This window comes from Flavobacterium sp., assembly GCF_044339515.1.
Taxonomy (GTDB): Bacteria; Bacteroidota; Bacteroidia; order Flavobacteriales; family Flavobacteriaceae; genus Flavobacterium.
The window spans coordinates 1-15,054 of the sequence record NZ_JBIIVK010000040.1 but is presented as its reverse complement, the minus strand read 5'-3'; the positions used below and the strand labels follow the sequence as shown (position 1 = coordinate 15,054).

General features: G+C 32.9%; 14 protein-coding genes, 1 other RNA gene and 1 pseudogene. 4 read left to right on the top strand and 12 right to left on the bottom strand.

Annotated features, from left to right (window positions below; translation table 11 throughout):
* Positions 1–10: 10 nt before the first annotated feature.
* From ssrS to ACIQ0M_RS11105, 3 genes are all read right to left on the bottom strand, one after another.
* Positions 11–119: non-coding RNA, 6S RNA (ssrS, locus tag ACIQ0M_RS11115), on the bottom strand.
* Positions 120–173: 54 nt separating this feature from the next.
* A complete protein-coding gene (locus ACIQ0M_RS11110) occupies positions 174–467 on the bottom strand; it encodes a cell division protein ZapA (protein ID WP_396152224.1) in 294 nt (97 codons plus the stop codon).
* A gap of 6 nt (positions 468–473) precedes the next feature.
* The gene (locus ACIQ0M_RS11105) at positions 474–764 is read right to left on the bottom strand and encodes a hypothetical protein (RefSeq protein WP_129464496.1); all 291 of its coding nucleotides are present in this window, start codon (positions 762–764) and stop codon (positions 474–476) included.
* A 189-nt stretch (positions 765–953) separates the two neighbouring features.
* Between ACIQ0M_RS11105 and ACIQ0M_RS11100 the strand changes: the two genes are divergently transcribed.
* The 3 genes from ACIQ0M_RS11100 to ACIQ0M_RS11090 are packed head-to-tail and all read left to right on the top strand — an operon-like array spanning position 954 to position 5,893.
* Positions 954–2,654, top strand: a complete 1,701-nt coding sequence (locus ACIQ0M_RS11100; RefSeq protein ID WP_396152222.1) for a M23 family metallopeptidase — start codon at positions 954–956, stop codon at positions 2,652–2,654.
* Positions 2,655–2,663: 9 nt separating this feature from the next.
* Positions 2,664–5,129 (top strand): carboxypeptidase-like regulatory domain-containing protein, encoded by a 2,466-nt coding sequence (locus ACIQ0M_RS11095; RefSeq protein ID WP_396152220.1) that lies wholly within the window; start codon positions 2,664–2,666, stop codon positions 5,127–5,129.
* A 41-nt stretch (positions 5,130–5,170) separates the two neighbouring features.
* On the top strand, positions 5,171–5,893 hold the full coding sequence (locus tag ACIQ0M_RS11090; RefSeq protein WP_396152218.1) for a hypothetical protein: 723 nt from the start codon (positions 5,171–5,173) through the stop codon (positions 5,891–5,893).
* Here the strand turns inward: ACIQ0M_RS11090 and ACIQ0M_RS11085 are convergent.
* The 7 genes from ACIQ0M_RS11085 to ACIQ0M_RS11055 are packed head-to-tail and all read right to left on the bottom strand — an operon-like array spanning position 5,890 to position 12,461.
* On the bottom strand, positions 5,890–6,591 hold the full coding sequence (locus ACIQ0M_RS11085; RefSeq protein WP_396152216.1) for a hypothetical protein: 702 nt from the start codon (positions 6,589–6,591) through the stop codon (positions 5,890–5,892). The two genes, ACIQ0M_RS11090 and ACIQ0M_RS11085, sit on opposite strands and share 4 nt — an antisense overlap.
* 30 nt (positions 6,592–6,621) lie before the next feature.
* Complete coding sequence (locus ACIQ0M_RS11080) at positions 6,622–6,792, bottom strand: hypothetical protein (RefSeq protein ID WP_396152214.1); 171 nt, start codon at positions 6,790–6,792, stop codon at positions 6,622–6,624.
* 60 nt (positions 6,793–6,852) lie between these two features.
* Entirely contained in the window at positions 6,853–8,682 is a 1,830-nt protein-coding gene (locus ACIQ0M_RS11075) for an ABC transporter ATP-binding protein (RefSeq protein ID WP_396152211.1), read from the bottom strand.
* Positions 8,682–10,409, bottom strand: a complete 1,728-nt coding sequence (locus ACIQ0M_RS11070) for a phospho-sugar mutase (RefSeq protein WP_396152209.1) — start codon at positions 10,407–10,409, stop codon at positions 8,682–8,684. The genes ACIQ0M_RS11075 and ACIQ0M_RS11070 overlap by 1 nt, the downstream gene beginning before the upstream one ends.
* Positions 10,410–10,414: 5 nt before the next feature.
* Entirely contained in the window at positions 10,415–10,903 is a 489-nt protein-coding gene (locus ACIQ0M_RS11065) for an ORF6N domain-containing protein (RefSeq protein WP_396152206.1), read from the bottom strand.
* A 39-nt stretch (positions 10,904–10,942) separates the two neighbouring features.
* Positions 10,943–11,902, bottom strand: a complete 960-nt coding sequence (locus tag ACIQ0M_RS11060) for a glycosyltransferase family 2 protein (protein WP_396152204.1) — start codon at positions 11,900–11,902, stop codon at positions 10,943–10,945.
* 46 nt (positions 11,903–11,948) lie between these two features.
* Complete coding sequence (locus tag ACIQ0M_RS11055; protein ID WP_396152202.1) at positions 11,949–12,461, bottom strand: DUF4199 domain-containing protein; 513 nt, start codon at positions 12,459–12,461, stop codon at positions 11,949–11,951.
* A gap of 233 nt (positions 12,462–12,694) precedes the next feature.
* Here ACIQ0M_RS11055 and ACIQ0M_RS11050 point away from each other — a divergent pair, with 233 nt between their 5' ends.
* Positions 12,695–12,946, top strand: coding sequence for a type B 50S ribosomal protein L31 (locus ACIQ0M_RS11050; protein ID WP_026710922.1), 252 nt, complete (start codon positions 12,695–12,697; stop codon positions 12,944–12,946).
* A 68-nt stretch (positions 12,947–13,014) separates the two neighbouring features.
* On the opposite strand, the gene ACIQ0M_RS11045 is transcribed toward ACIQ0M_RS11050, so the two are convergent.
* Positions 13,015–14,802 carry an SPOR domain-containing protein gene (locus ACIQ0M_RS11045; protein WP_396152200.1) on the bottom strand — a complete coding sequence of 596 codons (1,788 nt, stop codon included), beginning with the start codon at positions 14,800–14,802 and terminating at the stop codon, positions 13,015–13,017.
* 148 nt (positions 14,803–14,950) lie between these two features.
* Positions 14,951–15,054 (bottom strand): annotated as a pseudogene (locus ACIQ0M_RS11040) (IS1595 family transposase); the annotation flags it as partial.

Here is a 15,054-nt window from a genome sequence, read left to right as displayed (position 1 = left end):
GTGATTGTATAAACTCGTTATGACAAGTTTTGAGCTAACTCACTGTTCAAGGATCCCACTACAAGGTGGGCATGCTATAGTAATGAAGATTTGCTCATTCTAAAATGTTAGTGTTGAGTTTATCAAATAGAAACTAATGTAGGCAGTATCTTAATTAATGTATAAGAACGTATTTATTTTTCCAGATAATTGGCTAATAAATCATTTATTTTTTTCAGTCTTTCTAACGATTCCTGATTGTCTTCCGTTTTTTCGATTTGTTTTTGCTCCAACTGAGAGGCAAACTGCAAAGCACACATGGCTAACACATCTTGCTTGTCTCGCACAGCATAATTTTCTTCAAATTGCTTAATCATGATATCAATTTTTTTAGAAGCACTTCGAAGTCCTTCTTCCTGCATAGGATCTACCGTTAACGGATATACTCGGTCTGCAATTGATAGTTTAATTTTAAGCTTTTCGTTCATGCTGTATTAATCAGATAACTGTGCAATACAGTAATCAATTTCACGAATTAATGAATTTATTTTAAGCTTCGTATCTCTTTTGTTTTCGTCACTGCCTAATAATGAATTGGCTATTTTGAGTGTTTCATACTGTTTTTTCAAGCTTTCCATTTCATTTGCTTGTTTTTGTATGGTTTGGGTAGAATTCTTCAATTCTTGCTTTAAATCCTGAACTGTTGTCTCTAAACTTTGCAATTTGCTTATCAGTTTGGAGAGCCTACTTTCAAGAGAATCAACAATTTCTACCATTTCACTCATAGGAGCATGTATTCATTACACGAATTACAAAGTTAGTATTCCTAAACGATTAACGCAAATAAAAAAAATAAATTTTGTTTTCAATTTGTTTTTTGTGATAAAGTCAAGTAAATCAGTAAAATATTGACTTTTTTTAAATTTGGTTTGAATTTTGTACTACTTTTTTTAAATTAGCAAAAATTCTAAGCCATGAAACATATTCTTTACATCCTGTTTTTAGCCCCAATGGTGGTATTTTCTCAAAATCAATTTCCCAAAGAAGATTTTATTCCGCCATTAGATATTCCGCTTTTACTTTCCGGTACGTTTGGCGAATTGCGTTCCAATCATTTTCACTCCGGAATCGATTTTAGAACCCAACAAAAAGAAGGTTTTAATGTAATAGCCGTTGCTGATGGTTACATATCACGTATCAAAATATCTACTTTTGGTTACGGTAAAGCGATTTACATTACCCATCCAAATGGTTATACTTCTGTTTATGGGCATTTATTGAAGGCATCTCCAAAGATTGATGATTATTTGAAAAAACAGCATTATGCGTTGGAAAGTTTTGAAATTGATATTTTTCCTAAACCTGAAGATTTAGTTGTAAAACAAGGTGAAATTATCGCTTTGTCCGGAAATACAGGTGGTTCCGGTGGACCTCATTTACATTTTGAATACCGAGATACGAAGACAGAAAAAATAATTAATCCCTATTTTTTTGGGTTGGATGCAAAAGTAAAAGATACCCGAATTCCGGTTATCAATGAAATTGTAGTTTATCCCTTAAGTGAAGATGGTTTAGTAAATCAGTCGCAAATTCCAATTCAAATTCCGATTTCTCAACAAAAAGACGGAAGTTATTTAGCCACAAAAGTTTTGGCAAAAGGCGAAATAGGTATTGGCGTAAACACATACGATCAATCGGATAATAATTATGGTAAAAATGGCGTGTATAAAATTAGTTCAACGTTAGACGGAAAACCATCGTTTGAAATTACTTTTGATACGTTTAGTTATGACGAAACCCGATATGTTAATGCTTACATAGATTATCCTCGATTTAAAAAAATGAATCAACGGGTGCAAAAATTATTCTTAGCTAAAAAATATCCGTTAAGTTTAGTTTTTTCCAATCAAAACAATGGAATTATTAAAGTAGGAAATAATCTTTCGCACATTTATAAATTGGAAGTTTCCGATTATCATGGTAATAAAACAACGGTAACGATTCCGATTCAATATTCAAATCAACCGATTAAAATTTTAAAGAAAGAACAAAAGACAAACTATTTTGTAAAATCTTCCAACGATTATAATTTTACGAAAGAAAATATCTCTGTTTTCATTCCTGAAAACACCTTCTATGAAGATTTTTATTTGAATTTTGATGTAAAAGATAACGTTTTGACCTTGCAAGATGAGGCCACACCGGTTCATTCCAATTTCAATATTACGTTTCAAAATGATTCACTTCCGGTTGGAGAAAGAGAAAAATATTTCATTGCAACGGTGAAAGGAAGCAAAATAACCTATAATTCTACCAAAATTAAAGAGAATGTTTTTAGTACTTGGACCAAAAATTTAGGTCAGTTTCAATTGGTAAAAGATTCAGTTGCACCACAAATAAAATCGGTTAACTTTCAAGAAGGAAAGTGGATGAGTAAGCAAAATGATCTTCAGTTTACAATTACGGATGACCTCTCCGGAATCAAATCCTACAATGGTTATTTGAATGGAAAATGGATTTTGTTTGACTATGATTATAAAAGTGATAAGATTATACACGATTTTTCAGATAACATCGTTATAGAAGGACGAAACGAATTAAAAATTGTGATTACAGATAATGTCGGAAATTCTACTATATTTGAATCACATTTTTTTAGAAGTCAAAAACCTTAAATTCATCTTTTGAAAACAAAACAATTTATAGTGGCTTTGGTGCTTTTTTGCATCGGATTTGTTGCCAATGCACAAACAGCCAGAATAAAAGGAATCATTTTAGATAAAAATAATAATCCGGTTGAAGGTGTAAATATCAACTACCAAGATAAAGGAACTACCACCAATGTGAATGGTTTTTATGCCTTGACTATCCCCGCCAATCAAAAAATCACGCTTGTTTTTACGCATGTTTCTTTAAAAAAAGCTACTCTTAAATTAGAACTAAAGACCAATGAAGATTATGAATATAATTTTCAAATGAGCGATTCTGAAGATTTATTAGGGGAAGTTATTGTTACCGCAGGAAACAGAAAAAGGGTAGAAGGCATAACTACAATTGAACCCGCCGTTATCAGAACAATACCCGGAGCAAATGCGGGTGTTGAAAATATTATGAAAACATTGCCTGGTGTTAATTCTAATAGCGACTTAAGCACACAATATTCCGTTCGAGGAGGAAATTATGACGAAAATCTTGTTTATGTCAACGAAATTGAAATTTATCGTCCGTTTTTAATTCGTTCAGGTCAGCAAGAAGGCTTGAGTTTTACCAACACCGATATGGTGCAGAATGTTGACTTTTCTGCCGGAGGTTTTCAGGCAAAATACGGTGATAAATTGTCTTCGGTTTTAGATATCACTTACCGCATTCCAACTCGCTATGCAGCTGCTTTAGAAGCCAGTTTTTTAGGTGGAAGTTTGACAGTAGAAGGAGTGAGCAAAAACCAGAAATGGGCGAATATCACAGGTGTTCGCTACCGAGATAACAGTTTATTAGTGAATAGTCAAGAAACGCAGTCAAATTTTCGACCAACTTTTACAGATGTACAAACGTATTTAACGTTTACACCCAACACAAAATGGCAATTTGGATTTTTAGGAAATGTTTCTCAAAACAAATATAATTTTGAACCCTTGACACGTCAAACCAATTTTGGGACCATTGACGAACCGATTGCATTGCAGATTTTTTATGACGGACAGGAAAAAGATCAATATCAAACCTTGTTTGGAGCGTTTAAAACTTCCTATAATATCAATGATAACAATACTTTAAAGTTTATTGGGTCGGCTTATCACACCCAAGAACAAGAGTATTTTGATATTTTTGCCGCCTATTTTTTAGGAGAAGTGGATAGCAATATTGGTTCGGAAACCTTTGGCGATGTTCGTTTTAACAGAGGTATCGGAACGCAATTGAATCATGGACGAAATGATTTAGACGCATTAATTATCAACACAGAAGTAAAAGGTTTTCACAAACTCAATGATAATGCGTTGGAATGGGGAATAAAATATACCAAAGAAGATATTCGCGATCGTTTAGTGGAGTGGGAAGTAATTGATTCTGCCGGATTTTCCATTAATCCACCCCGTGATTTTCCTGTAAACGACCAACCGTACAATCCGTATGTTGGGCCGTTAGTTCCTTTTCAAAGTGTTCGAGCTACAAATTTTACAACCATAGATCGTTTTTCGGGGTATGCTCAATGGAGTAGAAAATCAAATTTGGGTTCCAGTGAAGTTTGGTACAATGCCGGAGTGCGAATGCATCAATGGCAAGTTTCCGGTGATGATTTAGATGGGAAAAGTCAACTGGTGTTTAGTCCTAGAGCACAATTTGCCATTAAACCAAAATGGAAAAAAGACATGGTTTTCAGAGCCTCTGGAGGGCTTTACCATCAACCACCATTCTATCGAGAACTTCGTGGATTTGAGGGGCAAGTAAGACCCAACGTGAAAGCTCAACAATCCATTCATTTTGTGTTGGGTAATGATTACAGTTTTAAAATGTGGGATAGACCATTTAAATTGGTAAGTGAGTTGTATTATAAAGATTTATCTGACGTAAATACATATACCTTAGACAATGTTCGTATTCGCTATATTGCCGATAATGAAGCAGAAGCATACGTCTATGGTTTTGATATGCGTCTGAATGGTGAATTCGTTCCCGGAACCGAATCATGGTTTAGTTTTGGTTATTTGAAAACGGAAGAAAATTATCAAGATAGAGGTTTTATTGCAAGACCAACCGATCAACGTTTGAAATTTGGCGTTTTGTTTCAGGATTATGTTCCGAATATTCCAAGTTTAAAAATGTATTTGAATTTGGTTTACAACACCGGTTTGCCCGGCGGTTCGCCGTCCTATGCTGATCCTTATGATTATCAATTGCGTTTGCGAGATTACCGAAGAGCTGATGTTGGATTTCAATATGTTTTAACAGAAAAGAACGAATTGCGACCAGATACTCATTGGCTAAAACGTTTTAAAGATTTATCAGTAGGGCTTGAAATATTTAATTTGTTTAATAATCAAAATGCAATTACAAATACATGGGTGCGTGATGTTTATACTAAAACGCAATATGGAGTACCCAACTATATGACTACGCGAGTATTTAATTTGAAGTTAACAGCGAGGTTATAATCTGATTATATTTTATATCTTTGAAACATAACTTTTATAGTATGCGTTTCAATTTCAATTATAGTTTTTTGGCGGTTTTGGTTTTATTCAGTTGCAAAGAGCAAGAGGAAGAAAAGCCGAAAGTTATTTATGAGGAATCGGCCACAAAGGTAGAAGCTAAAGTGGATACGACTCAAATAAAAATAGCCGATCTTCCGGTTCACATGGATGGAACTTCCTATTTGCTTCATCCGGTGGGTGAGGTCAGAGTTTATGATACCAAATCTAAAATGAGTTATGGTTCATCTAGCACAAGTCGTTTGAGTTATGCGGTTTCAAATTATAATCGGTTTGAAATTACCGGTTTTTTAAAGAATATTTATATTCAACATATTGATTCTGTTAATTCTAAGCCATTGACTGAAAAACCATTGGTTATTCAAACGGCAACCTATTTGAATATGTTTGCTCAAAAATCTAAAAAGCAAATTATGGTGTATTCAATTTCAGATATGGATACAAATAAAGATGGGAAATTAGATTCAAATGACATTAGATCGCTTTATATTAGTGATATTTCCGGAGATAAATTCACTAAAATCACGCCGGATTATCAAGAGTTAATTGATTGGAATTTAATGGAAGTAAAAAACCGTTTGTACATTCGAACGATTCAAGATTCGAATAAAAATGGAGATTTCGATAAAGACGATGCGGTTTTCTACTATTTTATAGATTTGATGGATGCAGAATGGAAATTGAACGAATACAAACCATTCAATTAAATCAGAATATCACTTTCTAAATCTGATTTTTCTATCGTAAAATTAAATCCGAGTTGTTCCATCAACTGAATAACCAAGTTTTTATACCAGTTTTCCGATTTGGGATGAATGTAAATGCGTTCTATCAGTTGGTTGATATCTACGTCAATTTTTAAACCATCATTGATAGTCATATTATTTTGGGTAACATCGGAAATAATGCGAACTTCTCTTTCGTACTGAAAACTTTTTCGCTTGAATAAGAAAGGAAAAAAGGTATCGTCAAATGGAATATACTCTTTTTTGTAATCGATATAATTTACTTCTCCAATAAATTGTTCTGTTTTTCTTTCCGGTTTTAAAGCATCCTGCATTCGCTTTACGGTGGATTGAATTGCCAAACCTTCATTATTTTTAGTGAAAATCTGCCACATGGCAAACGATTCATATTCATTGATGTGCCAACTACTGATGACAATTTTTTCCCGGTGTGATTTATAATAGTTCAAAAATTTCGGATTATTTTCGGCAATTTTTCGGATTTCCTCGTAGGTGGGTTCGCTAAAAGTTCCTTCGTATTGGTCTTCAAATTTATCCGATCGCGACATGAATAACTTTTTTGAAAGTAACAAATCCAAAAATTTAGACAAATCCAAGTATTTCCAAACAATGGTGTCAGGATCTTCAGGAAGGTTGATTGTTGGATTGTTAACGAACATTTTGGATTATTAGATTTTTAGACTGTTTGATTATTCTTTTTCTTTAGGGAATTTAGTAGAGTATTGTCCGGCAGTATAGCCAGCTAAAATTAAAATAAAACCAAATTTTCCAACTAGATCCAATTTTTCAAAATGTGCCATTGCATAAAGGAATATTCCGGCAATTACCATGAAAATAATTGTGAAAGTTGTTCTTGTCATTTTTTGTTTTCTATGTTTATAATTTTCAAAACCCGCAACTCGCAACCCGCAACTTTCAAACTATTCAAACGACTGCATCATCACTAATTTAGAATATATTCCGTTTTTGGCTAACAATTCGTCATGCGTTCCTTGCTCGACTATTTCACCTTTTTGCATAACCACAATTACATCTGCTTTTTGAATGGTGGAAAGACGGTGAGCAATCACAATCGAAGTTCTATTTTGCATCATATTTTCTAAAGCAATTTGCACGAATTTTTCGCTTTCAGTATCCAAAGCAGAAGTGGCTTCATCCAAAATCATTATCGGCGGGTTTTTCAAAACGGCTCGTGCGATTGAAAGACGTTGTTTTTGTCCGCCGGATAATTTTCCTCCGGAATCACCTATATTTGTGTGGATTCCGTTTGGTAAGTCTTTCACAAATTCATAGGCGTTTGCAATTTTTAAAGCCGAAATAATTTCTTCGTCGCTTGCATCATGCTTACCTAAAAGAATATTGTTTTTGATTGTGTCATTAAATAAGATGGAATCTTGCGTAACCAATCCCATTAAATTCCGTAAAGAATTCATTGATAAGTCTTTTATATCCTTATTGTCAATTTTAATTGAACCCTCATTTACATCATAAAAACGAGTAAGTAAATTGGCAATCGTACTTTTTCCACTACCTGATTGACCGACTAAGGCGACGGTTTTTCCTTTTGGAATTTGTAAAGAGAAATTTTTCAGAACAATTTCATCTTCATATTTAAAGTTAATATTTTCTATCGTTATACTTTGATCGAATGATTTTTTTTGAATTGCATCAAGTTTGTCAGTAATTGTATTCTCAACTTCCAATACTTCAAACACACGCTCTGCCGCAGCTAATCCATTTTTCACAGCATACGATGCTTTTGAAATTGCTTTTGCAGGAGTTAATATGTTGTAGGCCAATCCTAAATAAACGATGAACAACGCACCATTCAATGATTGTTCTACTAAAACTAAATTACCACCATACCAAAGTAATATTGCAATCACAACAATTCCCATAAATTCACTCATAGGAGAAGCTAAGTTGTTTTTTTTACCGATGCTGTTATTCAATTTTAGTAATTTGTCAATCGAGTTATTAAAGATATTTTTGAAATAGCTTTCAGCATTATAACTTTTTACGACTTTTAGTCCTCCTAAACTTTCTTCAACAATTGAAATTAAATAACCGTTTTCCTTTTGAGCATTTTGAGACTTTGATTTTAAACTTTTACCAACTTTTGAAATGATAAACCCTGAAATTGGAATAAAAACAAAAACAAAAAGCGTCAATTTTAAACTGATATTCATCATCGCAATGATAGCAAACAAAATGGTAAGTGGTTCTTTTACAATTAATTCTAAAATCATAAAAAACGAGTTTTGAACTTCGTTCACATCACCCAACATTCTAGCCATGATATCGCCTTTTCTTTTTTCTGAATAATAGGAAACAGGAAGTGCGATAATTTTACTAAACATTTTTTCCCGTAAATCGCGAAGCACTCCATTTTTTACCTTAGTTAAATGTTGAGATGCTAAATAATTAAAAAGATTTTTGAATAAAAAAGTAGAAATAACCAAGGCAACCGTTAATAATAAAGAATATTCTTTACCTTCTTCTTCAGATAATTTGGTAACATAGTATTGCAAATATTGTTTTCCATAAGAGCCAATATTCATTATTCCGGTGTACTTAGGTAATTCAATTACTCGTTCATTCATTTTAAACAATACTTCCATTAAGGGGAATAAAGCAACAAATGAAAGTGTACTAAATAAAGCATACAATACATTAAAAGTCACATTCCAAAAAATATGACCTTTGAATTTTTTAGCAAACGGAATTATTTTTTTAAAATTTTCATCCATTAGTTTAACTGCATTTCTGCGACAATGTTCTTAATTTTTTGATCCAAATCAGCTTCTACTTTATTGAAATTCTCCAATGAATCCAGCGGTTCATTTACACTGAAATAGAATTTAATTTTCGGTTCAGTTCCACTTGGACGAGCACAAATTTTGGTTCCGTCTTCCAAATAATAAATTAACACATTTGATTTAGGAATTAAAAGCGTTTCTGTTTCATTTGAAATTAAATTTCGTGCAGTTGAATTTTCATAATCTTCAATGCATATTACTCGTTGTCCGTTAATTTCTTTGAGTGGATTTTCGCGTAAATCAATCATCATTTGTTTGATTTCATTTGCACCTTCAATACCTTTCTTAGTTAAAGAAATCAAATATTCTTTATAAAATCCGTGGTCTACGTATAAGTTTAGTAGTTCTTGATATAAAGTGCTTCCGGCAGCTTTTGCTTGAGCAGCAACTTCACAAACAAGTAGGGTAGCGGCCACGGCATCTTTATCGCGAACAGCATCACCTACCATGTAACCAAAACTCTCTTCGCCACCACCAATAAATTTTTGGTTAGGAAAATCTTTAATGAATTTGGCTATCCATTTAAAACCGGTTAAGCCTACTTTACATTCTACGCCGTACGCTGAAGCTAATTCAAGCATCATAGGTGTTGATACAATCGTGGATCCAATGAATTCATTGCCTTTGAATCGATTTTGACGTTTCCATTGTTCTAATAAAAAGGCAGTCATGATGACCATGGTTTGATTACCGTTTAACAAAGTCATTTTTCCTTCCGAATTGCGAACGGCCACTCCTAATCGGTCAGAATCAGGGTCGGTACCAATAACAATGTCAGCATTTGTTTTTTCTGCCAAAGCCAAAGCCATCGTTAAAGCTTCCGGTTCTTCAGGGTTTGGTGATTTTACGGTTGGGAAATTTCCATCGGGAGCTTCTTGTTCTTTAACAATATTGACGTTAGTATACCCTGCTTTTGCTAATACTGGCGGAATTGCTTTGATGGATGTTCCATGCAAAGAAGTATAGACAATTTTTAAATTCTCTTTAGAAGCAGCCGGAGTGTTAAAGCTTGCATTTTCTATAGTTGAATTAAAAAAAGCTTCATCAACTTCTGCACCAATGTATTCAATTAGATTTTCGTTGGCTTCAAATTTTATTTCATCGTAAGCTAAATTTTCAATAACCTGAATAATTTCCTCGTCTTGTGGAGGCACTAATTGTCCGCCATCTTGCCAGTATACTTTGTATCCGTTGTATTCCGGTGGGTTGTGTGAAGCCGTTAAAACGATTCCCGCGTGGCAATTCAAATGTTTTAATGCAAATGACAGTTCCGGAGTTGGACGTAATTCTTCAAAAAGATAAACTTTAATTCCGTTTGCAGAAAAAACATCGGCAACCACTTTGGCTAAGGTGTCGCTGTTATGACGGCAATCATAGGCGATGACCACTTTTAACTGTTCATTTGGAAAAGCTTGTTTGAGGTAATTGGAAAGACCTTGAGTGTTTTTTCCAAGCGTATATTTATTAATTCGATTGGTTCCAACGCCCATGATGCCTCGCATTCCGCCGGTACCGAATTCAAGGTTTTTATAAAAACTTTCTTCCAGTTCTTTTGGAGAAGAAGTCATCATTTTTTGAATTTCCTCTTGTGTAGCGGTATCAAAGGTTGGTGTTAACCACTCATTTACTTTTTTGAGAATGTTTTCAGGAATATACATAGTGTTTATTTTTTGAATCCTATTTTATTTCTTTCTTTGATTGAAACAGTTTTTTCTTTATCCATTAAAAAATTTAAAATCTTATATATATCAGGAAACTGTTTTTCAATTTCGGTTATTTTATCATTTAAATCTTTGTAATTCAGTGCAAATTGCCTTAATGAGACAAATGTTCGCATAATGGCAATGTTTATGGCGATTGCTTTTTCCGAATTTAAAGCACTGGAAAGCATGGCAACACCTTGTTCTGTAAAGGCAAATGGCATATAACGCAATCCACCTCTTTTTGATGTCACAATTTGTGACCTCAAACATTCAAATTCTTCTTTACTAAGTTCAAACATAAAATCATTTGGAAAACGATTTATATTTCGTTTGACAGCTTGTTTTAGAACTTTTGTTTCGATTTCATATAAATCGGCTAAATGAAAATCGAGCATTACTTTTTGACCTCTTAATTCGATAATTTGTTGTTGAATGATTTCTAAATTCATGATTTTGGCGTTTATTGTTTTTAAATGGCTTTGAGTTTTTTAATTCATATTTAATTCGTTTGAAATTTTATAATTTTCGTTTGATTCTTTGTTTCGCAAAATGATTTCTCCCAAAAATCCGGCTAAGAATAATTGTGAGCCAATAATCATTGTGGTTAAAGAGATATAAAAATACGGGCTATTGGTAACTAAATCATACGATAAATCATTATATAATCGATATAATTTCGAAATTCCGATGTAACCGGCTGTTGAAAACCCGATTAAAAACATCAAAACACCCCAAGCTCCAAAAAGATGCATTGGTCTTTTTCCAAATCGAGAGAGAAACCAAATGGTGATTAAATCCAAAAAACCATTGATAAAACGTTCCATTCCAAATTTGGTTTCTCCATATTTTCTGGCTTGGTGTTTGACTACTTTTTCTCCAATTTTAGAAAAACCGGCGTTTTTAGCCAAAACAGGAATGTAGCGATGCATTTCACCGGAAACTTCAATGTTTTTGATTACAAGATTTTTGTAGGCTTTTAATCCACAATTAAAATCATTCAATTGAACTCCGGAAGTCTTTCTGGCAGCCCAATTGAATAATTTTGAAGGTAAGTTTTTGGAAACGATGGAGTCATATCTTTTCTTCTTCCAACCGGAAACTAGGTCAAAATTTTGATTTAAAACTAAATCATATAATTCCGGAATTTCCTCTGGATTGTCTTGCAAATCGGCATCCATCGTAATCACAACATCACCTTGAGCTTTTGCAAATCCGGCATGAAGAGCTTGCGATTTACCGAAGTTTTTGAGAAATCGGATGGCTTTTACATTTGAATCTTGATTGGATAAAGATTCAATTACATTCCATGAATTATCAGTACTACCATCATCAATAAAAATGATTTCATAGCTATAGTTGTGTTTATTCATCACCTGAACAATCCAGGAATGTAATTCTGAGAGTGACTCTTCTTCGTTGAGTAGTGGTATTACTACTGATATATTCATATAACTTTTCTAAGAAATGTCAAAAATACGAAGAAGTATCCAAAAATTATTCTTTTTTCATTGCCAATCCTGCAATTAATGAAATGATGAATCCTAAAAATAAATTTACCACAATTATTCCTCCGTATAACATTGGCATGACAAATTTTTGGCCCATTTCTCTTCCTTTTTCTAAGTCGGCTGAAGACATAGTTGGATTTTGTTTTATTGCCTCAGTCATTTGAGCATCCATCACTTGTTTAGCAAATTCAGGCTCGATATAATTGGCAAAAACAAAGAAATATACAATTGAAATAATTCCCGAAACTGCTGCCACTCCAAGTCCAATTTTGATTGATTGACTAAGATTTAAAAATCCGTTATTCCCCTTTTTGAATAACATGATAGGATATACCGTCAAGGCTATCATCAAAGCAATTCCGAAAACGCTTTCCCAAACGTTTCTTTCCAAATGATTACCCATGGCATATTTTACCACAGAAATTAGGATTGTGATTACAGCTAAAATTGTTCCGTAAAGAAGAATTAAACTTTTAATTGATTGTTTTTGGTTTTCCATGATTTTGAGTTTAGGTTATCTAAGTTAGTAATTAAATTGAATAAAACGTTACATAATATGGCCTAAAAACCTTAAAAAATATTTTTTCTAATGTTCTTGTCAGTTAATTAAAATTGATTAAATTTGCAACCTCAAAATAGTATAAACAAAAAGTTGTATATCGTTTATACCTTTTCAAGATGAAAAGCCGCAAAATGAAGCACAACCATTAATAAGAAAAAGATTTACACAAAATGAAAAAAGGAATTCACCCAGAAAATTACAGATTAGTTGCATTTAAAGACATGTCTAATGAAGATGTTTTTATTACTAAATCTACCGTAGAAACAAAAGAAACAATTGTACACGAAGGAGTTGAATATCCGGTGTTTAAAATGGAGATTTCAAGAACATCTCATCCATTTTACACAGGTAAATCGAAACTTATTGATACTGCAGGTCGTATTGATAAATTCAAAAACAAATATGCTAACAGAGCAAAATAAGTTTTTGTTTAAGAACATAAAAAAATCCCTTTTCGAAGGGATTTTTTATTTTTATAGCTATTTGTATTTTATAAAATTGTTCCGGTTGAAGTATTCACTAACATAATCCATAACTCTCCATCATATTTTCCCTCAGCATTAGAATAGTAGAATTTGATGGCATCCGACCAACTCCCAAATTTACCAATGTAAACACTTTTCAAATTGGTCGTTGGATTATATAAAGTTTGAGCATCTAAACCTTTCTTTTTTAACTTGGCTTCAAAGCGTTCTGCGTTATTTGGTTTTGCAAAAACGTTGGCTACCACATAGTATCCTTTGGGTTGTTGCGGAATTAATACATCGGCACCAGGTATAACAGTAATTCTTTTTTTGTTTCCGTTTTCACCAATTTCAGCATTCATTTTTTCACTTTCCTTAATCATATCTCGAATACTGTAATACGTTCTTGTTGGTGGTGGTGAAACTTTTTCTTCTTCAATCTGAGTTTCATTCGTTTCGACTGTTTTTTCTTTTACATCGTTTTTTGGTTCTATTTCTGCAATAGCTTGTTCTAAAATAGTAGGTTTTTCAGAAGTAATATTTTCCGCTTCTTTTGATTCTGAGTTGTCAGTTTTTTCTTTTTCTGTAACAACTAAGTCAGGATTTATAGCAATCGGTTTTTGAACTTCTTTTATTTCTTTTGATGCCAAAAGGTTTGATTCGATTTCTTTAACAGGATCCTTTACTTCCACATTAAAAGCACTGAAAAACATACTATATCGATCGCCTGATGATTTCAATTTCAATGAAACTTTTGAGGTGTTATTCTGAATCACAGCATTATTTTCATTGTCGATAGGAATAAGAAAGGTGTCATACCCCAATGTGTTTATGCTATTAGGGTTTCTGTTTTCAAAGTAAGAATCGTTAACCACAATTGTGCTATTGAAGAAATTATCTATCGGCTTTAAAGAATGACTTAATAACGTATAATTTTTACTATCTCCGGATTTAATTTCCAATTGATCACCCACTAAGTTTCTGTCACCTTCTAAAACCGATCCGGCCAATTTGGCATTTACTCTTCCTTCCGGTAAGGTACTAAATCCGGTGTATAAAATTTCTACAGGTCTGGCTGTTATTCCGACAAAACCATCAAAAGAGGTAATGAATTTTCCGGTTTCTGTTTCATCTTCATACACCAAAAATAATGTCCAACCCCCGGCAACTCCACCACTAATTATGCCTTGTGTGGCACGAATGTTGGCAACGGTATACTCACCATTAGGATTTTGAAGTGATTGAATTTCTTTCGTTACATCAGCATAAACAGCATAGGGAGCACTTTCTTTAAAATTTTTAACTGATAATCCGTCAAAAATAAGTTCACCCGTAATCGTGATGTATTCATTTTGATTTGGAAGTTTTAATTTAATTTCATTTACTGAAGCTCTGTTTTTATCAACAGCAACGTAACTCCAGTTTTTATCTCTTACACCGGAATCATATTTGTAGGTAGCTGACCAATATAAACCTGCATATTTTATTTTTTTTGAAGCAACATTACTCAAATTTAATGCTGCCGAACTTGAACTGAACGTTGACTGATCATTATCAATATCGATGTAATTCATTTCAAATTGATCATTCAATTTCGCAATTTCAGTAATGTCGTTATAAGGTTCGGATGTAGAAGTTCTATTTTCTTTTCGATTGACTATTGTATTTGATATGACCATCATATCTCCTTTAACATACGATTGATAGCGAACTTTAAAAGGAACCGCAAGTTGAGAATAACTATTTACGCTTGAACAAAATGATATAAGTAAAAGATAAAAAAGTGATTGAATGCCGATAGAAAAAGTTTTCATGTTGCGATAATTAGTTGAATTTTCATCAACTAAATTAACAATAAACATGGTTCTAAATACAAATGAAGGTATATTTTTTTAACATTTCTTTTTAATAACTTTTTTTTAAAAGACAGAAATATTATTTTTATTGATTGTCCGTTATTAGTCATAACCCTGTAATGCTTGCTATCACTAGCCTGTCGAATAATTTTTCTTCAAAATACCGTCTATTAAGCTTGTAAACGAACTCATTTAGGTATAATTGTAAAT